The organism is Bacillus pumilus (assembly GCF_900186955.1).
Classification (GTDB): Bacteria; Bacillota; Bacilli; order Bacillales; family Bacillaceae; genus Bacillus; species Bacillus pumilus.
Genome location: NZ_LT906438.1, coordinates 2,716,230 through 2,736,249, shown reverse-complemented (window position 1 = coordinate 2,736,249; position 20,020 = coordinate 2,716,230). Strand labels below are relative to the sequence as shown.

At 41.2% G+C, this 20,020-nt stretch carries 20 protein-coding genes, 1 riboswitch and 1 other annotated feature; of the genes, 15 read left to right on the top strand and 5 right to left on the bottom strand.

The genetic code is table 11. From position 1 onward, the window contains the following. Positions 1-101 precede the first annotated feature (101 nt). A riboswitch (SAM riboswitch) is annotated at positions 102-235 on the top strand. A 195-nt stretch (positions 236-430) separates the two neighbouring features. Together metK and asnB are read left to right on the top strand one after the other, a co-directional pair. Beyond that, positions 431-1,633, top strand: coding sequence for a methionine adenosyltransferase (metK, locus tag CKW02_RS14030; protein ID WP_003217547.1), 1,203 nt, complete (start codon positions 431-433; stop codon positions 1,631-1,633). Between the two features lie 149 nt (positions 1,634-1,782). Continuing rightward, the gene (gene asnB / locus CKW02_RS14025; protein WP_003217609.1) at positions 1,783-3,681 is read left to right on the top strand and encodes an asparagine synthase (glutamine-hydrolyzing); all 1,899 of its coding nucleotides are present in this window, start codon (positions 1,783-1,785) and stop codon (positions 3,679-3,681) included. A gap of 143 nt (positions 3,682-3,824) precedes the next feature. Here asnB and CKW02_RS14020 read toward each other — a convergent pair whose 3' ends face one another. Then, positions 3,825-4,340, bottom strand: a complete 516-nt coding sequence (locus tag CKW02_RS14020) for a gamma carbonic anhydrase (RefSeq protein WP_034620867.1) — start codon at positions 4,338-4,340, stop codon at positions 3,825-3,827. Positions 4,341-4,385: 45 nt separating this feature from the next. On the opposite strand from CKW02_RS14020, the gene CKW02_RS14015 reads away from it, so the two are divergent. Further along, a complete protein-coding gene (locus CKW02_RS14015) occupies positions 4,386-5,165 on the top strand; it encodes an alpha/beta hydrolase (RefSeq protein WP_003217757.1) in 780 nt (259 codons plus the stop codon). A 30-nt stretch (positions 5,166-5,195) separates the two neighbouring features. Continuing rightward, a complete protein-coding gene (locus CKW02_RS14010; RefSeq protein ID WP_003217575.1) occupies positions 5,196-6,275 on the top strand; it encodes a tetraprenyl-beta-curcumene synthase family protein in 1,080 nt (359 codons plus the stop codon). Positions 6,276-6,290: 15 nt separating this feature from the next. Here CKW02_RS14010 and mnmM read toward each other — a convergent pair whose 3' ends face one another. Continuing rightward, entirely contained in the window at positions 6,291-6,872 is a 582-nt protein-coding gene (gene mnmM / locus CKW02_RS14005) for a tRNA 5-(aminomethyl)-2-thiouridylate-methyltransferase MnmM (RefSeq protein WP_003217653.1), read from the bottom strand. Continuing rightward, positions 6,869-7,834 (bottom strand): tRNA modification radical SAM protein MnmL/YtqA, encoded by a 966-nt coding sequence (gene mnmL / locus CKW02_RS14000; RefSeq protein WP_003217704.1) that lies wholly within the window; start codon positions 7,832-7,834, stop codon positions 6,869-6,871. The genes mnmM and mnmL overlap by 4 nt, the downstream gene beginning before the upstream one ends. A 152-nt stretch (positions 7,835-7,986) precedes the next feature. Between mnmL and CKW02_RS13995 the strand changes: the two genes are divergently transcribed. The 7 genes from CKW02_RS13995 (at position 7,987) to CKW02_RS13965 (ending at position 12,865) form a co-directional block, all read left to right on the top strand. Then, positions 7,987-8,262 carry a YtzC family protein gene (locus CKW02_RS13995; RefSeq protein WP_003217632.1) on the top strand — a complete coding sequence of 92 codons (276 nt, stop codon included), beginning with the start codon at positions 7,987-7,989 and terminating at the stop codon, positions 8,260-8,262. A gap of 142 nt (positions 8,263-8,404) precedes the next feature. Continuing rightward, positions 8,405-8,584 carry a hypothetical protein gene (locus tag CKW02_RS13990; protein WP_003217546.1) on the top strand — a complete coding sequence of 60 codons (180 nt, stop codon included), beginning with the start codon at positions 8,405-8,407 and terminating at the stop codon, positions 8,582-8,584. A 17-nt stretch (positions 8,585-8,601) separates the two neighbouring features. Continuing rightward, the gene (locus tag CKW02_RS13985; RefSeq protein WP_003217551.1) at positions 8,602-8,994 is read left to right on the top strand and encodes a GntR family transcriptional regulator; all 393 of its coding nucleotides are present in this window, start codon (positions 8,602-8,604) and stop codon (positions 8,992-8,994) included. Continuing rightward, entirely contained in the window at positions 8,987-9,865 is an 879-nt protein-coding gene (locus tag CKW02_RS13980; protein ID WP_003217564.1) for an ATP-binding cassette domain-containing protein, read from the top strand. Before CKW02_RS13985 ends, CKW02_RS13980 begins: the two co-directional genes overlap by 8 nt. After that, positions 9,859-10,845, top strand: a complete 987-nt coding sequence (locus tag CKW02_RS13975; protein ID WP_003217607.1) for an ABC transporter permease subunit — start codon at positions 9,859-9,861, stop codon at positions 10,843-10,845. The genes CKW02_RS13980 and CKW02_RS13975 overlap by 7 nt, the downstream gene beginning before the upstream one ends. A 21-nt stretch (positions 10,846-10,866) precedes the next feature. Further along, positions 10,867-11,565, top strand: a complete 699-nt coding sequence (locus tag CKW02_RS13970; RefSeq protein ID WP_003217638.1) for an ABC transporter ATP-binding protein — start codon at positions 10,867-10,869, stop codon at positions 11,563-11,565. Beyond that, positions 11,555-12,865 (top strand): ABC transporter permease, encoded by a 1,311-nt coding sequence (locus CKW02_RS13965; protein WP_034620869.1) that lies wholly within the window; start codon positions 11,555-11,557, stop codon positions 12,863-12,865. The genes CKW02_RS13970 and CKW02_RS13965 overlap by 11 nt, the downstream gene beginning before the upstream one ends. Positions 12,866-12,927: 62 nt before the next feature. Here the strand turns inward: CKW02_RS13965 and CKW02_RS13960 are convergent, their stop codons facing one another. Continuing rightward, positions 12,928-13,629 carry a coiled-coil domain-containing protein gene (locus tag CKW02_RS13960; RefSeq protein WP_003217620.1) on the bottom strand — a complete coding sequence of 234 codons (702 nt, stop codon included), beginning with the start codon at positions 13,627-13,629 and terminating at the stop codon, positions 12,928-12,930. 86 nt (positions 13,630-13,715) lie between these two features. Further along, positions 13,716-14,519: a YtvA family blue-light photoreceptor gene (gene ytvA / locus CKW02_RS13955; RefSeq protein WP_003217570.1), complete on the bottom strand. Its 804-nt coding sequence runs from the start codon at positions 14,517-14,519 to the stop codon at positions 13,716-13,718. 425 nt (positions 14,520-14,944) lie between these two features. Between ytvA and CKW02_RS13950 the strand changes: the two genes are divergently transcribed. The 4 genes from CKW02_RS13950 to CKW02_RS13935 all read left to right on the top strand — a co-directional run bounded on the left by CKW02_RS13950 (position 14,945) and on the right by CKW02_RS13935 (position 19,943). Then, on the top strand, positions 14,945-15,274 hold the full coding sequence (locus CKW02_RS13950; RefSeq protein ID WP_003217692.1) for a DUF4257 domain-containing protein: 330 nt from the start codon (positions 14,945-14,947) through the stop codon (positions 15,272-15,274). A gap of 103 nt (positions 15,275-15,377) precedes the next feature. Beyond that, positions 15,378-15,599: a binding site (T-box leader), on the top strand. 97 nt (positions 15,600-15,696) lie between these two features. Beyond that, positions 15,697-18,111 (top strand): leucine--tRNA ligase, encoded by a 2,415-nt coding sequence (gene leuS / locus CKW02_RS13945; protein ID WP_034620871.1) that lies wholly within the window; start codon positions 15,697-15,699, stop codon positions 18,109-18,111. Between the two features lie 130 nt (positions 18,112-18,241). Then, the gene (locus CKW02_RS13940) at positions 18,242-19,144 is read left to right on the top strand and encodes an alpha/beta hydrolase family protein (RefSeq protein ID WP_003217586.1); all 903 of its coding nucleotides are present in this window, start codon (positions 18,242-18,244) and stop codon (positions 19,142-19,144) included. Between the two features lie 46 nt (positions 19,145-19,190). Continuing rightward, a complete protein-coding gene (locus CKW02_RS13935) occupies positions 19,191-19,943 on the top strand; it encodes an NAD-dependent epimerase/dehydratase family protein (RefSeq protein ID WP_003217573.1) in 753 nt (250 codons plus the stop codon). Positions 19,944-20,020 lie beyond the last annotated feature (77 nt).

Here is a 20,020-nt window from a genome sequence, read left to right as displayed (position 1 = left end):
TTTGGTGATGCTAATAACGTGGTGAAAAAAAGGGAAGATAATTCTGATGAAGCATTGACATGATGCAAGTATTTAAGATAAGATATCTTATTGAACGGATACTCTTATCCCGAGTTGGTGGAGGGACAGGCCCGATGAAGCCCAGCAACCGGTTTCTTATGAAAAGGCATGAATATGCTGAGAAACCAAGGTGCTAACCTGATGCAAGGTACAAGAACACCTTGAGCGATAAGAGTGAAAGGCATGCGATCTCAGACCCTTTCCTCGCAATGAAGGAAATGGTTTTTTTATTTTTGGGATATCATATGAACAAATTGCCAATAACATCTCTAATAGAAACGTTTTCAAATATAAGAGGGAACGAGTTCCGTATCATATTGGAGACCTCATCTTGGGATGATGTGGTCTTGTACAGGAGGAAATAGCCATTATGAGTCAAAATCGTCGTTTATTTACTTCAGAATCAGTGACGGAAGGACATCCGGATAAAATCTGTGATCAAATTTCAGACAGCATTTTGGATGAAATTTTAAAGAAAGATCCAAATGCACGTGTTGCCTGTGAAACTTCTGTTACAACGGGTCTCGTATTAGTAAGCGGAGAAATTACAACGTCTACTTATGTCGATATTCCAAAGACGGTGCGTGACACGATTAAGGAAATTGGCTACACGCGTGCGAAATATGGTTTTGATGCGGAAACATGTGCAGTGCTCACATCTATTGATGAACAGTCTGCTGATATTGCGCAAGGTGTAGACAAAGCGCTTGAAGCACGTGAAGGCACAATGACTGAAGAAGAACTTGATGCGATTGGTGCAGGTGACCAAGGATTGATGTTTGGTTTTGCCAACAACGAAACCGAAGAACTGATGCCGCTGCCGATTTCACTAGCGCATAAATTATCTCTCCGTTTAACTGAAGTACGCAAGGATCAAACACTTGCTTATCTACGTCCAGATGGAAAAACACAAGTAACAGTAGAATATGATGACCAAAATAAACCTGTTCGTATTGATACAGTGGTTATTTCAACGCAGCATGCACCAGAAGTGACGCTTGAACAAATTCAAAGCGACTTAAAAGAGCATGTCATCAGCCCTGTCGTTCCAAGTGAACTGATTGATGAACAGACAAAATACTTTATTAACCCAACTGGCCGATTCGTGATCGGTGGACCTCAAGGGGATGCTGGTTTAACTGGACGTAAAATCATCGTTGATACGTATGGCGGATACGCTCGTCATGGCGGCGGTGCTTTCTCTGGGAAGGACGCAACAAAGGTTGACCGTTCAGCGGCATACGCTGCTCGTTACGTAGCGAAAAACATTGTAGCTGCCGGCCTTGCAGATTCTTGTGAAGTACAACTTGCTTATGCAATTGGTGTTGCACAGCCTGTATCGATTTCAATTGATACTTTCGGAACAGGGAAAGCTTCTGAAGAAAAATTAATTGAAGTGGTTCGTGCGAACTTCGATCTTCGTCCAGCTGGCATTATTAAAATGCTTGACCTGCGTCGTCCGATCTACAAACAAACAGCTGCATACGGACATTTCGGCCGTCATGATTTAGATCTTCCGTGGGAAAAAACGGATAAAGCCGATACACTTCGCAAGGAAGCATTAGGACAATAACAACATATAAAACCGCTTATTTTAAGCGGTTTTCCTTTTGATTAAAAAAAAATTCTACAATAAGCGAAAAAATGTGAAACAAAATCGGACAAATAACTGTCTAATTATAGGTCTACTTTTAAGAAATAACATAACGTGGAGGCAATAATATGTGTGGGTTTGTTGGTGTGTTTAATCACCGTCCATTGTCCGAAACTACTGAGCAGGAAGAGTTAATTAAACAAATGAATCGTCTCATCGTTCACCGTGGTCCGGATGATGAGGGTTACTTTCATGATGAGCATGTAGGATTTGGATTTAGACGTTTAAGTATTATAGATGTTGAACACGGAAAGCAGCCGCTTTCTTATGAAGATGAAAAGTACTGGATTATTTTTAACGGGGAAATTTATAACTATGTGGAGCTGAAGGAAGAGCTTGTGAAAAAGGGCTATACGTTCAGCACAGATTCTGATACGGAAGTACTGCTTGCCACATACCGTCATTATAAAGAAGAAGCGGCTTCTAAGCTTCGCGGCATGTTTGCATTTTTAATTTGGGATAAAGAAGCGCAGCAATTATATGGCGCAAGAGATCCTTTTGGCATCAAACCGCTTTATTTCACACAAATGGATGAGCAAGTGTACTTTGCGTCTGAGCGCAAAAGCTTGATGGCTGTGAACGAGAACATTTTATTTGATGAGACTTCATTGCAGCAGTACATGTCGTTCCAATTCGTTCCTGAGCCAAATACGCTTGATCAAAAGGTGCATAAAGTTGAGCCTGGTCATAAGTTTATTTTACGCCCAGGACAGGAGATCGAATTTAAGACATACTGGAAAGTTCAATTCAAGCCTGAGCAAACACAAGAACAGAAGTTAATTGAAGAAGTACGAGATGCGATCTATGATTCTGTGAAAGTTCACATGAGAAGTGATGTACCTGTTGGTTCATTCCTATCAGGTGGTATTGATTCTTCCTTCATCGTGTCTGTCGCAAAGGAATTACACCCTGAGCTAAAGACATTCTCTGTTGGCTTCCAGCAGGATGGCTTTAGTGAAGTCGATGTCGCGAAGGAAACAGCTGACAAGCTAGGCTTACAAAACTTCAGCGCCGTCATTTCTCCAGAGGAATATATGAACGAGCTTCCGAAGATTGTCTGGCATTTAGACGATCCTTTAGCTGATCCGGCAGCGATTCCATTGTATTTCGTGGCAAAAGAAGCGAAGAAACAAGTGACGGTTGTTCTTTCAGGTGAAGGAGCGGACGAGCTGTTCGGTGGATATAATATTTACCGTGAGCCTCTTTCTCTTAAACCATTTGAATCTGTACCATCTATGCTGAAAAAGCTTCTTCTTCGTCTGGCTCGTTTAATGCCAGAAGGAATGAAAGGGAAGAGCTTTATCGTTCGCGGCTGTACGCCATTAGAGGAACGTTATATCGGTAATGCGAAAATCTTTGAAGAGCCAGTGAAGAAAAATCTCCTCAAACATTATGATCCAAGCATCACATATCGTGACATAACGAAGACATACTTCGAGGAAAGCGCAGGCTACAGTGATATTAACAAAATGCAATATGTTGATATCCATACGTGGATGCGCGGAGACATCTTATTAAAAGCAGACAAGATGACGATGGCGAATTCTCTTGAGCTTCGTGTTCCATTCCTTGATAAGGTCGTTTTTGAAGCGGCTTCTAAAATTCCAGAAGAGCTGAAAACAAAAGATGGCACAACGAAATATTTATTGCGTAAAGCAGCAGAAGGCATTGTGCCTGACCATGTGTTAAACCGTAAAAAGCTTGGTTTCCCTGTGCCAATTCGTCATTGGTTGAAAAATGAGATGAATGCTTGGGCAAAAGACATCATCAAAAACAGTCAAACAGATGAATACATTAACAAAGAGTATGTGCTTGATTTATTAAATGAGCATTGTGCTGGTAAAGCAGATCATAGCCGTAAGATTTGGACCGTCCTTATCTTTATGATTTGGCACAGCATTTATGTGGAGCGCAGCATTGATCCAGAGCAGTTGAATCATCAACCGAAAGAAGTTATCTTTAGTTAATGAAAAAAGGTTTTCAGCACAAAGCTGAAAACCTTTTTTGTTATGATAGAAAGCGGCGGAAAAGGGTAAAATAACAAGCGGTTCATAGTTATTGCTTAATATCCTGAAAAAAACATGATAAAGTGAAGATAACGCGTATGATGTTAACGGGGTATAAGGGAACGATAGTATTGTCCTTTTTCTACATATTCTCTACGGATTCTGTCCATGTCTTGGATATCTTCATCTGTTAACTGCCGGACGACCTTGGCTGGACGGCCGAAAGCGAGTGATCCTTTTGGAATGATCTTTCCTTGAGGGACAAGACTACCTGCACCGATAAAGGCACCTTCGCCAATTTCTGCACCATCGAGAATGATAGACCCCATACCAATGAGGGCATTTTTTCGAATGATTGAGCTATGTAATGTGACTTGGTGTCCAATGGTAGCACCATCTTCTATTAGAAGTGTTTTTCCAGGACTTTGATGCAGACAGGATAAATCTTGAATATTGACGTTTTTTCCAATTCTCACAGGAGCGACATCGCCTCTGATGACGGTTTGGAACCACACGCTCGAATATTCTCCAATCGTGACATCTCCTGTAATGGTGGCGTTATCTGCGACAAAGACCGATTCATGAATCTCAGGTGTAAACTGATGATATGGATAAATCACTTTTTCGACTTCCTTTCTTAATACAACATTTGTGAGGTGTTTACTTTGTGGACTTGGCATGCTGAAAGACCAGTTGGTACAATTGTGATAGTACATGGTGCGAGTGAATATCACGGCCGATATAAATGGCTGATCGAAATGTGGCGAAATGCCGGCTATCACGTCGTCATGGGTGACCTGCCTGGGCAAGGGACGTCGACACGTGCGCGCGGCCACATTCGTTCGTTTCAAGAATACATTGATACAGTAGATGAATGGATCGAACATGCGAAATCATTCAGGCTTCCTACTTTTTTACTTGGACACAGTATGGGCGGACTCATTTCAATTGAGTGGGTCAAGCAGTATACCCATACGAAGATTGATGGCCTTATTTTATCATCACCTTGTTTAGGTCTGCAATTTAAACCGAAGAAGCTAATGGATTTTGCATCAAAAGGTCTAAATGTGCTGGCACCGTCCTTTAAAGTCGAGTCAGGGCTGTCGATTGAACTAGCCACACGAAATCAGGCTGTGATTGAGGCAGACTCAAATGATTCCCTTTACGTAACAAAGGTGTCGGTCCGCTGGTACCGAGAGCTGATCAAAAATATTGATGCAGCCATGCAGCCAACGAATGTTTTTAAATCGATTCCGCTCCTTTTAATGCAGGCGGGCGATGATAAGATCGTCGATAAAACGAGGGTGATCAAATGGTTCAATGGCATTGAATCAACCAATAAATCATATCGTGAATGGGAAGAGCTGTATCACGAAATTTTTAATGAACCGGAAAGAGAAGATGTGTTTAAGGCAGCAAGAGCCTTTACAGATCAATATATTTGATGGTGAGCTTTAAGTTAGGGGTGGATTGATTTGTCAGTACCAGAGCGTCCTTTTGCACTGATGACAAAGGTGTATAAAGATATTTTTCCGCTTGTTCATCAGGAGCTAAAAAAGTGGCGGGCTCATGCAGAAATGATTGAAAATGAAGAACTGCGTACGCAGGCGTTAGCGAGCATATCGAGTAAAACCTTCCACTGCGAAGGCGGAGGTATTTTATCTCTTCTAGCAGGTGAGGCGAAAGAAACGTGTATTGAATTCATTGTGGCGTATCAAACCATCAGTGATTACTTAGATAACCTGTGTGACCGCAGTACGTCGCTTGATCCAAAAGATTTTCATATGCTGCATCAAGCGATGAGAGATGCGCTTGATATTCATGCTGAGCTCAAGCCTTACTACCAATTCCGTGATGATCAAGAGGATCATGGGTATTTACACTCGCTTGTCCGCACATGCCAAGACGTGCTGTCGCGTCTTAAGCATTATCCGATCATTCAGCCATATTTACACACGCTGTGCGATTACTACAGTGATTTGCAAGTACATAAACACGTCGTTCCTCATGAGCGGGTTCCGCGGCTAGAATCGTGGTTCCGCCAATATGAAAAGGATTTGCCTAAGATGGAATGGTATGAATTTTCAGCTTGTGCAGGATCAACGTTAGGGATTTTCTGTCTTGTGGCGTATGCGTTGCAGCCGGACTTTACAGAAAAGCAGGCGAAGCAAATATACGAAAGCTATTTCCCTTATATTCAAGGTCTGCACATTTTACTTGATTATTTAATTGACCAAGAAGAAGACCGGCTTGGAGGAGATCTGAACTTTTGCTCCTACTATGCTTCTCATCATGAGATGATGGATAGACTTCAGCATTTTATTGAAAAAGCGGATGAGCAGCTGAAAGGCATTCCGCACGAAAACTTTCACAAATTAATTAACAGAGGATTATTGGCAGTCTATTTGTCCGATGAAAAAGTAACAGCCCAAAAAGAGATGAATAAGCTGGCAAAACGGCTGATCAAATCAAGCGGGAAAACATCGTTCTTTTTCTATATCAACGGAAGAGCCTACCGGACCTATCAGAAAATGCCTTGGATGAAATCCTCATAAAAAAGCTCAAATCCATTAGGATTTGAGCTTTAGCTTTTTTTCAATGGCGACCACAAAAGGCGGGTCGTTTTGAATATTCATGTATTGATATGATAAAACTTGCACCTCTTCATGAGGAAGTGATCTGCAATAGTCGAGAAGCACTTCTTTTTCTTTTTTCCCTTCGGGGTGTCCATGATAAATCACAAGGACGATCAGACCTCCGGGTTTAAGCCAGTCGAGGAGCTGCTCAATGGCTTCAATGGTTGTATGGGCCTGAGTGGTGACGGCTTTATCGCCTCCGGGCAAGTACCCAAGGTTAAACACCGCGCCAGAGATATGTCCATAAACATCCCTTGGCAGGTGTTGAGCCAGTTTTTCATGACCATCGTGAATGAGATGAACATATGGATATCCCTCACCAAGTCTTTTACGCGTCTGCTGTATGGCTTCTTCTTGTACGTCGAATGCAAAAACTTGTCCATCATGACCGACAAGATCAGCTAAATAGAGTGTATCGTGGCCATTTCCCATCGTTGCATCAATAACGATGTCGCCTTTTTGACAAGCCCGTTCTAACAGCTCTTTACTAAAAGGGAGCATGCGTTTCAAGATCATTTTGCTGCTTCTTCCAATCTGACGAAACGTTTGCCTTGGTAGCTGTTACGTCTTTCAAGCTCAGCATTAATGGCATTTAATACTTCCCATTTGTTTACACTCCACATTGGACCAACCATTAATTCAATCGGGCCATCGCCTGTAATACGATGAATAATCATTTCTGGCGGCAGGATCTCCAGCTGATCACAAACAAGCTGGACATATTCTTCCTGGCTTAGAAACTCCAATTTGCCTTTTTCATATTGCTTGACCATTGGGGTTCCTTTTAAAAGGTGAAGCAAATGAATTTTAATTCCTTGCACATCTAAATCAGCAACAGCTTTTGCTGTCTCCATCATCATGTCCCGATTTTCAAGAGGCAAGCCGTTGATGATATGCGAGCAGACACGAATGCCGTGTTTTCGCAGTTTTTCTACACCTTCTACGTAGCATTCATAATCATGGGCACGGTTAATAAGCATCGCTGTCCGTTCATGAACCGTTTGAAGACCAAGCTCTACCCAGAGATAAGTCCGCTCATTTAATTCAGCTAAATACTCCACCACGTCATCTGGCAGGCAGTCAGGTCTTGTCGCAATAGATAAGCCAACCACACCATCCAAATTCATCACGGTTTCAAATTTTTCCTTTAAAACAGGAAGCGGGGCGTGTGTGTTTGTATACGCCTGAAAATACGCCATATATTTTCCGTCTTTCCATTTAGTATGCATCCGGTCTTTGATTTCGTTAAATTGAGTGATGAGATCATCCGCACGGTTTCCTGCAAAATCACCAGATCCTGCGGCACTGCAAAATGTACAGCCTCCGTGGGCTACAGTACCATCACGGTTTGGGCAGTCAAAGCCGCCGTCTAAGGCCACTTTAAAAACTTTATGACCAAAGTGTTCTCGCAAATGATAGTTCCATGTGTGATAGCGTTTTTCGCTGTTTGAATATAAAAAAGGGTTATGCTGATCCAAGTCAGTAACCTCCTTGCGTAATAATAGGCATCCTTAAAGTTTAACAAAAATCATGAAGGAGGACAATTGAATCTGTCCAACATTTTCTTTAGTGAAAAAGCTTTACGTGGGCAAAATAGGCGGGAGCAATGATGAAATGGAGGGAATGCAAGATGGCAACAAGGCAGTCAATCGATGAATTTATCCAAAAAAGTACTGAAACCCTTGAGTTTGCAAATGAGCAATTTGATTTGAACTTACGCCAAGAGCATTATAATGAGGACGAATTTTCTAAGGCACAGCTTATGCTTGAAGATGCGGTGAACGAATTAGAAAAATTAAAAGATGTCGCCAATGACCAGCAAAGAGAGCGGTTAGACAGGGCACGTGTTCAAATGCAAAGCTTGCAAAATCAAATGATTTTAGGCATTTCTTACGACAACGAATGATGAACAGATCCTTTTTTAAAGGGTCTGTTTTTTATTTTTTGAAAGGCTATTGACTTTTTATTTAAGTGTCTATATTGTATTAAGTGTACTACATCAACTAATACACTAAAGACACTTAAAAAGTGAAGAAAGGTGTTCAACCATGAAAAAAGAAAAAAAACCAATCAATTTGAAGTGGATGGTGCTGGCTGTTGTGTTAGCATGTACATTTTTTTTCGTTCTCGTTTTCATTGGTTTTGAAGTTCAAAAAGATTTGATACTTAATTCAATCCCTTTAATGCAAGGGCATGAACAAGCAATAGGACTGCAAAAGCATGAATGAGGAAAGAGGGAGCCATCATGATTCAAATAGATCCACGAAGCGCTGCGCCAATATATGAACAAATCATTGAGCAACTCAAAATTTTATGTCTAAAAGGTGTAATGAAACCTGGTGACAAACTGCCCTCTGTCAGAGAGCTCGCCACTATTATCATCGCCAATCCTAACACCGTCAGTAAAGCATATAAGGAGCTTGAGCGGGAAGGGATTATTGAAACACTAAGAGGGCGCGGTACGTATGTAACAGAAGAGGCTCGGTTAAAGCTGAATGAAGGGAAGGTATTGGAGATGAAGGAGCAATTAAGACAACTCATTATAGAAGCTCATTATGCCGGTATTGATATTCAACAACTGAAGGAATGGATAGAAGAGATCGGCTCAAGTCTCGAGGGAGGAAATAAAGTTGATTGAGGTTAGAAATGTATCGAAGACATTAAATGGACGTGAAGTACTCAGCAACGTTTCCTTCAAAATAGGCGAAGGTGAGATCTTTGGTTTGCTTGGCAGGAATGGCTCTGGTAAAACAACACTTCTCCGCTTGATTCAGCAAATTCTTCTTCCAGATGAAGGAGAGATTTATTTTAAAGACGTGCTTGTGAAAGACCACCCGTTAGTAAAGCAAAATATTGTGTATATGCCAGTCGTCAATCCCTACTTTGATAGATACAATTACGGGCAGCTTGTCCAGCTGTTAAAGCATATTTATCCGAAGTTTGACGTGACATATGCCAATGAGCTTGTGAACCGCTATGAAATACCGGAAAAAGTAAAATACCGTGAACTATCGACAGGGTTAAAAAAGCAGCTGTCATTAATTTTAAGCTTTGCGATCAAGCCAGCCGTGATTCTGTTAGATGAACCAACAGATGGTATTGATGCCGTCACAAGAAATGATGTTCTTCAGCTCATGATCGACGAGGTAGCGGAACGTGAAACGTCGATTCTCATCACATCGCATCGATTAGAGGATATTGAGCGGATGTGTAACCGAATCGGGTTTTTAGAAGGAAACCAACTCACAAGTGTCATGGATCTAGATGAATTAAAGAATGATTATGTCAAAATCCAGATGGCTTTTGAAGAAGATATGAACTTGAGTATACGAAAAAATGGTGTTGCTATATTAGATCAAGCGGGCATTTTTTATACAGCGCTTGTTCTTAAAACCGATGTAGAGGCTAAAGAGTACTTAAAGTCGCTGCAACCAAAAGTATGGCATGAACTGCCTGTGAATTTAGAAGAAGTATTCATTGCAAAGTTTGGAGGGAAACGGAGATGGTAAAGCGGCAATTATTATATAAGGAGTGGAAGCAATCAGAGCTGACATTTATTTTAGTGATGCTGGTTGCGGTGTTTGCGACGCCCTTTGCATTCTTAATGGAATATTCATCTTTTCAAACATGTCTAAAGGATGCAGAGTGTATTGTAGATTCACCGCGTTTTTCTTATTTCTTTAATACAGATGTGTTTCTCTCCCTTTCTTGGTTAATGGGGGTCTTCTTTGCTGTCATTCAGCTAGGATTTGAGAGAAATAAAGGGCATATGGACTTTACCTTATCTTTGCCGTTTAACAGAAGTACAATCTATCATACAAAGTTTTTCTTAGGTGCTGGAATCATTGCAATCGTTCATGCCGTATCGTATGTTCTTACGTATTTACTTATTTTGGGGCTGAATCCACTAGAGACATCTGGCTTTCATAGCGGTTATGTCATTTCATTTGTGACCTCCTTAATGTTTTATAGTTTATTTTTTGCAGCTGGTACTTTAACCGGAAGTTCCATTTCACAAGCAATTGTTGGGTTCAGCACAGCTATTTTACCCTTTTTAGTGATCGGATTACCGATTGTTCATTTAGATTTTATCTTGAAGACAAGTGGGGATTGGTTAGATAAGAGCTTCGTTCATTTGATATCGCCTATGTCTCCAATTATTTACATTACAACTGAACCTTTCCAATCTGATTATCCTCATTGGTTCTCGGGTGAAAAAATTATTATCCCTATTGTCATGATGGTTCTGTTTTATCTAATTGGTTTAATTAGCTTTTTAAAACATCCAATTGAACGAAATGGCCGCTTCTTTCTTTATCAAAAAATCGACCGGCCCATTCAGATTATGGTCATTGTCTTCGGTGTTCTAGGATTTGGCTGGGTTGGATTTTCTTCAGATAATTCTATATTTGGTTATATCGCTGGCATGCTCATCGGTGGAGCTGTAGGCGCACTAACAAGTTATTTCTTAATATATCGAAAAAGATAAACAGAGAGTAGGGGAGTAGAGATGATTCAGATTCAAGCGTTAGATCATGTGTTTAAAATTGGTAAAAAGGGCAGAGAGAATGAGATTCCTGTGCTGAAAGGGATTGACCTGTCCATCAAAAGAGGCGACATTGCATGTATAGTTGGGCGAAGTGGCTCGGGGAAATCTACCCTATTGAACTTAATTTCAGGATATATTACGCCAACGAGCGGACAAATTGTCATTGATGGTACCGATGTGACTGGGTTTAATGAAAAAGAATGGGCGGACTTCCGCTTAGATCACTTTGGTTTTATCTTTCAAAGCTTTCAATTGATCGGGAGCTTAACGACGTATGAAAATGTTGAACTTCCGCTCACTTTAAAAGGTGTGAAGCCGTCTGAACGAAAGGCGAAAGTAGAAGAAATGCTGAAACGAGTAGGTCTAGAACATCATGCAGGGCATTACCCAAATGAGTTGTCAGGCGGGCAGCAGCAGCGTGTGAGTATTGCAAGAGCCTTGATTTTAAATCCATCTATTATTTTAGCGGATGAACCAACAGGCAGTCTAGATTCAGAAACCGAAGGAGAAATTTTAGCCTTTATCCAGCAGCTCAATCGTGAAAAAGGAATCACCTTTGTCATCATTACACATGACGATGAAGTCGCTTCAATCGCAGATACCACGTTCCAGCTTCATGATGGTGTATTAAAGAAAGGGGAACAATCCATTGAAATTTAGAGATCAGGTCAAATTCATTAGAAGAAACATGAAGAAAAATAGATTGCGTGTGTTTATGACCATTCTTGCGACGACAATGGCATGCTCTTTCTTAATCGTTTTAGCGTCTGTTGGTTTTGGTCTGCAAAAATCGGCGCAAGATGAAATCATGAAACAGCAAATCATCACAGAAGTGAAAGTGTTAGGCAAGGAAAAAGGTGACGTCAAGACAGATGATTTAAAGAAATATGATCATGTGAAATCTGTCGTCTCAAGAACGGCGCTCATTCCATTGGTAAACGTCGAGCTCGATGATCGCTCAGGTGAAACGCAGGCTGCTCTAACCGATATGAAAGAAGAAAAAGAAGCAGGGCTTGAGCTAGACCGAGGAAAAGTCCCAACATCAGCGAACGAAATTGTGGTCGGGTATCATATGGCTGAACAACTGTGGACAAAAAAAGAACGCCAAGCCTATGAAAAAAAATTAAATCAGACATCAAATGGTGAAGAAACACCAAAAGAGCCTAAGGGCTACACGAAAGATATTTTAAATAAAGTGATTCAAGTCAAGGTACCAAAACTCAACGAAGAAAATGAAGTCGTCAAAGAAAAAACATTTGATTTCCGTGTAGTAGGTGTTTTGAAAAAGCCGAATCTGGAGTGGCAAGAGGATCATAAAATTTTTATTCCGAATGCGTATGAAAAGGAATTTGGTCAAGTACTCGATCTATCTCCTGAAGCAGGAAATGTCGAGAAAATGACTTCTGTTTATGCAGATAAATTCGACAATGTCGGTGCACTCACGAATAAGCTGACAGATGAGGGCTATCAAGTCATCTCTGTGACAAATCAGCTCGAAGGAATGGATATGTTCTTTACAGTCTTCAAAATTGGACTTATTTTTGTTGGATGTATTGCGGTCATTATTTCTGCAATTGGTATTTTTAATACGATGACAATGGCAGTAACAGAGCGGACACAAGAAATTGGGATTATGAAAGCCATTGGCGCGAATCCATCGATTATCAAGCGAATGTTCCTCATGGAAAGTGCTTACATTGGGGTGATTGGGTCGATCATCGGTATTATCATCTCATATATCATTAGTTTCGCCGTCAATTTAATCATTCCAGCCATTTTGTCGTCCATGTCAGAGGGAGGGTCAAGCGATCAATTCTCGATCACCTTCTCCTATATTCCGCTCAGCCTTGTAATTACAGCAACAGTGATTAGCGCAGGGGTAGCAATCCTTTCAGGGCTTAACCCAGCACGTAAAGCAACAAAAACGAATGTATTAGCAGCATTAAGAAGAGAAATCTAAAAAAAGAACCTCCTAAGGCACCCAATTGGGCTGACAGGAGGTTCTTTTTTCGTGATACATAGCTATTGCTTAGGTGCCCGGTACCCTGCACGCTCTGCCTCTTCTACAGAGCAGAATAGCTTGGTTACATTCTTTGTTCTAGAGTAGTATCTGCTGCTCGGTGTGTGATAAATACCGTTGACACTTCCTTTGATGTTACAGGCTGCAGATTCTTTTTTTGTTTCCTTCTGTGACTCATGACCGCCTGTGCTTTTTCCTTCATCTTTAGGAGCGGACCGCTGAACGGTAGAAGACTCCGTATCGCTGCTGCTTTTCTTGTTCTCTTTTTTGAGTGTTTCGTTGCTTGAGGCAAGCTTGTCTATTTTCTCTTCAAGCGCTTGAATGGTCTTTTCTTGCTTTTTGATTGTTTCTTTTTCTGAGGTGATGGTTTCTAGCTTTTTCGCTAGTTTTTCTTTATCCTTTGTTGCGTCCTCTAAAGAAGCGGTAAGCTCCTCTTTATCAGCTTTTAAGCGCGTTATGTCAGATGTGAGCTGCTTTTGATCCTTTAACAGCTGTTCTGAAGATGGATCTGCTTGTGCCTTCGGTGCATCTGTGGCAGCAAACGGTAATGACATAATGGAAAAGATGAGACCCAAGATCAAGAAAGGATAAAATAGTTTCTTTGAAAAGATCTGCTCATTCTGGTGTTTGAGTAATAAGAAATTGACGGCGTATCCTATGGCAAAACAAACACATAAAAGACCTATGATGAGTAACATCATCATCTAGTAGCCCCCCTACATCCTTTATTACACCTATCATACCTCATTTTTCCATTTTTAGGGGGCGTTTCAACTAAAAAAACCCTTTTTTACACAGGGTTTTCAGCTAATGGTAATCCTTTGATTGCTTCCTTAACCGTCAAATAAGTGATTGTATCCTGAAAATCTGTATCCAAGTCTTTCATTTTCATTGCAAGCTGCGGTTTGATCCCTGTGATGATCAGTTCGGTTCCGGTTAGATTAAGAAGACGATGCAGCTTGAAAATGCGTGCTGCAACGGAATCATCGACATCGATTAAACCAGAAAGATCGACAATTAAATAATCATCCTTTGAATCATCTAATATACAAGTTAACTTCGCGACAATGGCATCAAAGCGTTCTTCAGATAGTTTTCCAATGAGTGGCAGAGCAGATACACCATTTTTGATTGGGACGATTGGCGTCGAAAGAGAGGTGACTTCCTGTAAGGAATCTTCTAGGAGCTGTTCATATTCTTTCTGTTTCGTAATATCCTTTTGAAAGCCAATGAAAAATGTTTTATCATCTTGTTCAATGTATAGAGGATCTATATTGAGTTCATTCCAAAAAAAAGTACCGTCTTTTTTATAATTTTTTAGCTGTGTGGTAATAGGTGTTTTATTCTGTATTCCATGACGTATTAAATCGAGCTGCTTTTGATCTGTGTCTTTCCCTTGAAGGAATCGACAATTACGCCCAAGAATCTCATCTGGTTTGTATCCAGTCATGTGTGTAAAGCCATGATTCACATAAACGATAGGGTTATCCTCTAAAGAAGGGTCTGTAATGACAACACCAATCCGCGCATGATCTAGCGCTTTTTTTATGAGTTCAAGCTGTTTTTGTAAGCCGAAGATGTTCGAGCTGACCATATTACCCTCCTTTGTTGCTGCTATCAGACATATCAAATGGTTGTCTTTTCAACCAAAGGTATTCCTTACTAACGTAACATAACATATGTTCTGTTTCAACGATTGCAATGGCTTTGTTAAATTTGTCATCATAGTTTGTCCTCCATTAGAATATAGTAAGTAAGGAGACTTTTCTTTAGAAAAAGAAGGAATCAATTGCTCATAATTCATAAAATGACAAAAATAGTCAATATGGATTAGGTAAAAATGATTCCAATGCATCAAGATTGTTTTGGGTCATTCACATATAATGGAAGAAACAAGCTTTTTTTCTTCGTTAGAGAGAATAGACCTTTTACATGGATTATGACGGAACAGCAGAATGGCATTACAGGGGGCTGGACAGCCTGAAGTCGCTTTACTATTCTAAGGGCTTTAGGAAGGTGATGAAAATGCTGCAACAAGTCATTATTGCTTGCGCCATTGGAGGGGTCATGGGCATTCTCGGTCACGTAAAGAAAAAAGGTAGGCTAGAGAAGCCCAGAATGACAAAAAAGTTTATTTATTTAGGGTTTATTGAAGATTGGCTCGTTGGGATGATTGCCGCTACACTGCTTGTCTTATCCTCAAATCCCGAATCTAGTCTGCACTTGGTCATCTTATCAATTATTTCAGGTTATGGAGGAGAAGCAGTTCTGCGAAGCTTTGATTTTGTAAGAGAACAGCATTCACAGAATGCAGACTCCAACCGTCATAACCGATCTCCACACGAATAATATCCTCTACTTTACCCTGATCTAGGGTACATTCCCATTGTATACAAACCTGCTTGCACTTATGATCATAATTCTATAAAATACTACTTAGATGACGGTTACGATAAGAACAGTGAAGAGGAGTAGTAGGAAAGCAGTATTTGTCTTTAGAGAATTGACGGCTGGTGAAAGTCAATCAAATCTGCTTCTGAACTCGCCTCAGAGTTGCAGTTGCGTTAAAGCTTCTGTCGCATGTCTGCGTTAAAGATATTAAGTGAGCGTACAAACAGAAAGTTACGCTAACAAGGGTGGTACCGCGGGAACCAAAAAATCTCTCGTCCCTTTCCAGGGATGAGGGTTTTTTGTTGATTTTAGAAAAATCTGAATTCTTGCAGTGGTCATCTGAGCAGATACAGCCGTACATATTAAAGGAGGTTTTCACATTGAGTTTTCAGCATCGGGAAATTGAAAAGAAGTGGCAGGATTATTGGCTGACACATAAAACATTCGCCACATCTGACTCGGAAGATAAACCAAAGTTCTATGCACTTGATATGTTTCCATATCCATCAGGAGCAGGACTTCATGTCGGGCACCCTGAGGGCTACACAGCAACGGATATTTTATCACGCATGAAACGTATGCAGGGATATGATGTTCTTCATCCAATGGGATGGGACGCATTTGGTCTTCCAGCAGAACAGTATGCGCTAGATACAGGGAATGATCCGGCGGTCTTTACAGAAGAGAACATCAATAACTTCCGCCGCCAAATTCAATCACTAGGGTTCTCATATGATTGGGATCGAGAAATCAACACGACTGATCCAAATTATTATAAATGGACACAATGGATTTTCTTGAAATTGTACGAAAAGGGATTGGCGTATATCGATGAAGTACCAGTGAACTGGTGCCCAGCGCTTGGCACAGTCCTTGCAAACGAAGAAGTCATTGATGGAAAAAGTGAACGCGGAGGGCATCCGGTTGAAAGACGTCCGATGAAGCAATGGATGCTAAAGATTACGGCATATGCGGACAGGCTGTTAGAAGATTTAGAAGACATTGATTGGCCTGAAAGCATTAAAGATATGCAGCGTAACTGGATCGGACGTTCAGAAGGTGCACATGTTCATTTCGAAGTAGAAGGACATGATGAACAGTTTACTGTTTTCACAACGCGTCCTGATACATTGTTTGGGGCAACCTATGCGGTACTTGCACCAGAACATGCACTTGTTGAAAAAATGACAACAGCTGCTCAAAAAGAAGCAGTCGAAGCATATATGAAAGAAATTCAATCTAAGAGCGACTTAGAGCGGACAGATCTTGCAAAAACGAAGACGGGTATTTTCACAGGCGCTTATGCCATCAATCCATTAAATGGTGAAAAGATGCCGATCTGGATTGCAGATTACGTGCTGGCTACTTATGGAACAGGCGCGATTATGGCGGTACCTGCCCATGATGAGCGTGACTATGAATTCGCCAAAACATTTGATCTTCCAATCAAGGAAGTTGTCGAAGGCGGAGACATTGAAAAAGAAGCTTACACAGGTGATGGAAAACACATTAACTCTGATTTCCTCGATGGATTAGGAAAAGAAGAAGCGATTGAAAAAGTCATTGCATGGCTGGAAGAACATCAAAAAGGCGAAAAGAAAGTCACTTACCGTTTAAGAGACTGGCTATTTAGCCGCCAGCGTTATTGGGGTGAGCCAATTCCAATTATTCATTGGGAGGACGGAACGTCTTCAGCTGTTTCAGAGGAAGAGCTTCCACTCATTTTGCCTAAAACGACTGAGATTAAGCCAAGTGGCACAGGTGAATCACCTTTAGCCAATATTAAAGATTGGGTTGAGGTTGTCGATCCTGTCACAGGTAAAAAAGGACGCCGTGAAACCAATACAATGCCGCAATGGGCAGGCAGCTGCTGGTATTTCTTACGTTATATTGACCCGCATAACTCAGAAGAGCTTGCATCTCCTGAAAAGCTGAAGAAATGGCTTCCTGTTGATGTATATATTGGCGGAGCAGAACATGCTGTACTTCATCTTCTATATGCGCGCTTCTGGCATAAGTTCTTGTATGATATCGGTGTTGTTCCGACAAAAGAACCTTTCATGAAATTGTTCAACCAAGGAATGATTCTTGGGGAAAATAATGAAAAAATGAGTAAATCAAAAGGAAATGTCGTCAATCCAGATGATATCGTAGAATCTCATGGTGCGGATACATTACGCCTTTATGAAATGTTCATGGGACCTTTAGATGCATCAATCGCTTGGTCTGAAACAGGACTTGATGGTGCTCGCCGCTTCCTTGATCGTGTATGGCGTCTATTCACAAACGAAGATGGCACAATCAGTGATAAAGTAACGGAGCAAACTGGAGGCGCATTAGAACGCAGCTATCATGAAACCGTGATGAAGGTAACAGACCATTATGAAGGTCTGCGCTTCAATACAGGGATCTCACAATTAATGGTGTTTATCAATGATGCCTACAAGGCTGATACACTACCGAAAGAATATGCAGAAGGCTTTGTGAAACTACTTTCTCCAATTGCACCGCATGTAGCGGAAGAGCTTTGGAATAAACTTGGTCATGAAGGGTCTATTTCTTATGAAGCATGGCCGCAATATGACGAGTCAAAGCTTGTCGACGATGAAGTAGAAATTGTCGTACAATTGAATGGGAAAGTGAAAGCAAAATTAACTGTTCCTGCTGATGCAACTAAAGAACAGTTAGAAGAGCTTGCGAAAAATGATGCACGTGTAAAAGAACAGCTTGAAGGGAAAACCATTCGCAAAGTGATTGCGGTTCCTGGAAAGCTTGTCAATATTGTTGCGAATTAATGATGACACCCATCGGTATGAACCGGTGGGTGTTCTTTATTTCCCGGGACATAATTTTGTCGAAAACAAGGTGATTGCACGATCGATCTCGTATGTTAACAGATGATCAACAAAAGGAGGAGTGACGTCAATGGAAAAGGAAAGCAAACGTGAACAACTGCTCAGTCTGTTAGGAGAAATGCCAGAACGCCATCGCGTGGAGGCATATACGTTAAAGGTCGAGGATCGTGAATCGTACGTCATCGAAACACTCATTCTTTCAATCCATGGTGTAGAGGAAGTGCCCGCTTATTTTGTGAAGCCGAAGGATACGGTGAAAAAAAGACCAGTTGTGCTGTTTCAGCACTCTCATGGCGGGAACTACGTCGATGGGAAGGAAGAGCTCATCAAGGGTGCTCATTATTTGCAAGCGCCTTCATATGCGAAAGAGTTCACCTCAAAAGGCTATAGTGTTCTGTCTATTGATCATGCAGGATTTGGTGAGAGAAGAGGAAGAACCGAAAGTGAAATTTTTAAGGAAATGCTTTTAACAGGGAAAGTGATGTGGGGCATGATGCTGTATGAAAGTATGTGTGCAATTGATTATGTGCTGTCTCGACCTGATGTGCTGCCGGACCGGTTAGCTATTTTTGGAATGTCAATGGGCGGGCTTCTTTCCTGGTGGACGGCTGCGCTTGATGAGAGGGTCAGTGTGTGTATTGATCTTTGCGCACAGGTCGATCACCACACATTAATTGAAACGAACAATTTAGACAGGCATGGCTTTTATTACTATGTACCAAGCTTAGCAAAGCACTTTACGGCAACTGATATTCAGGAAATGATTTTTCCAAGGCCGCATTTAAGCTTAGTTGGAAAACTTGATCCACTCACGCCTGCTGAAGGCGTCGCTCGCATTCAAAAGGGATTGAGCCAAACTTATCAAGCGGCTTCATTGAAAGAACGGTATCAGCTTGTTGGTCTTCATGCAGGTCATTTTGAAACAGCCGCTATGCGTCACGAGGCCACTCGATTCTTAAAAAAATGGCTGTAATCTATAAAAGCTTGGACATACTACGTCATTAGAAAGGAGGAGACACATGAAGAAGATCACGATCATTGGCGGGTGCGGTGTGATCGGCCGTATTTTAACAAAAACGCTCTCTTCTGAGTATGAGATCACCATTATTGATCAAACGGGCTGTGTAAAAGGAGACATTTTAGCAGATGCAACGAATGAACAGGAATTATATGAGGCGATTCCGCGAGATACAGATGTCATCATACACCTTTTAAACATGGAGATGACGCATGATGTGATGAATCATGAGGAGTTTGAAAAAATGAATGATATTTTTTGGAGGAGCTCTTATTCTATGTTTCGATCAGCTGCAAGTCTCGGCATACGAAAAGTCATTTTTGCAAGCAGCAATCACGTGACCGATCGTTATGAAAAAGATGGACGCTCCTTACTAGGGAGACATATTACAACAAACGATGTACCTGCGACTCAAAATGTCTATGGCATTTTAAAATTTGCTTCTGAACAGCTAGGCCGTTTGTTCCACGATCAAACGGGAATGTCTGTTATCAATTTACGGATTGGAACGGTTGTGACAGATGAGATGGAGGCATTACACGAGAAAGATCGAACAAAACGAACACTTCTTTCACATGAAGATCTAGCAGGGATGATAAAGGCAGCGATTGAAACGACCGTTCCCTTTGGGACATATTATGCCGTATCAGAAAACGAAGAAAAGCCTTGGTCTACGGAAAACACGAAGCAGGAGTTAGGCTATAGACCCGATGTGAATACGACGGAAATCCTTGAAGAAAACGATCAGGCATAGGGCATAATCATGTCATTAGCTGATGATCTTATTCTTTTGTTTCATGAGCATAAAAGCACGACTGACAGGATCGATCC

Bases quoted from the DNA above. Each gene is read 5' to 3' on its own strand.
- CKW02_RS13940 (WP_003217586.1), top strand. From the start codon at position 18,242: ATGGAAAAGGAAAGCAAACGTGAACAACTGCTCAGTCTGTTAGGAGAA.
- CKW02_RS13960 (WP_003217620.1), bottom strand. From the start codon at position 13,629: ATGATGATGTTACTCATCATAGGTCTTTTATGTGTTTGTTTTGCCATA.
- CKW02_RS13975 (WP_003217607.1), top strand. From the start codon at position 9,859: ATGGTAAAGCGGCAATTATTATATAAGGAGTGGAAGCAATCAGAGCTG.
- CKW02_RS13995 (WP_003217632.1), top strand. From the start codon at position 7,987: ATGGCAACAAGGCAGTCAATCGATGAATTTATCCAAAAAAGTACTGAA.
- CKW02_RS13985 (WP_003217551.1), top strand. From the start codon at position 8,602: ATGATTCAAATAGATCCACGAAGCGCTGCGCCAATATATGAACAAATC.
- mnmM (WP_003217653.1), bottom strand. From the start codon at position 6,872: ATGATCTTGAAACGCATGCTCCCTTTTAGTAAAGAGCTGTTAGAACGG.
- CKW02_RS13935 (WP_003217573.1), top strand. From the start codon at position 19,191: ATGAAGAAGATCACGATCATTGGCGGGTGCGGTGTGATCGGCCGTATT.
- ytvA (WP_003217570.1), bottom strand. From the start codon at position 14,519: ATGGTCAGCTCGAACATCTTCGGCTTACAAAAACAGCTTGAACTCATA.
- CKW02_RS13970 (WP_003217638.1), top strand. From the start codon at position 10,867: ATGATTCAGATTCAAGCGTTAGATCATGTGTTTAAAATTGGTAAAAAG.
- CKW02_RS13950 (WP_003217692.1), top strand. From the start codon at position 14,945: ATGAAAATGCTGCAACAAGTCATTATTGCTTGCGCCATTGGAGGGGTC.
- metK (WP_003217547.1), top strand. From the start codon at position 431: ATGAGTCAAAATCGTCGTTTATTTACTTCAGAATCAGTGACGGAAGGA.
- asnB (WP_003217609.1), top strand. From the start codon at position 1,783: ATGTGTGGGTTTGTTGGTGTGTTTAATCACCGTCCATTGTCCGAAACT.
- CKW02_RS13990 (WP_003217546.1), top strand. From the start codon at position 8,405: ATGAAAAAAGAAAAAAAACCAATCAATTTGAAGTGGATGGTGCTGGCT.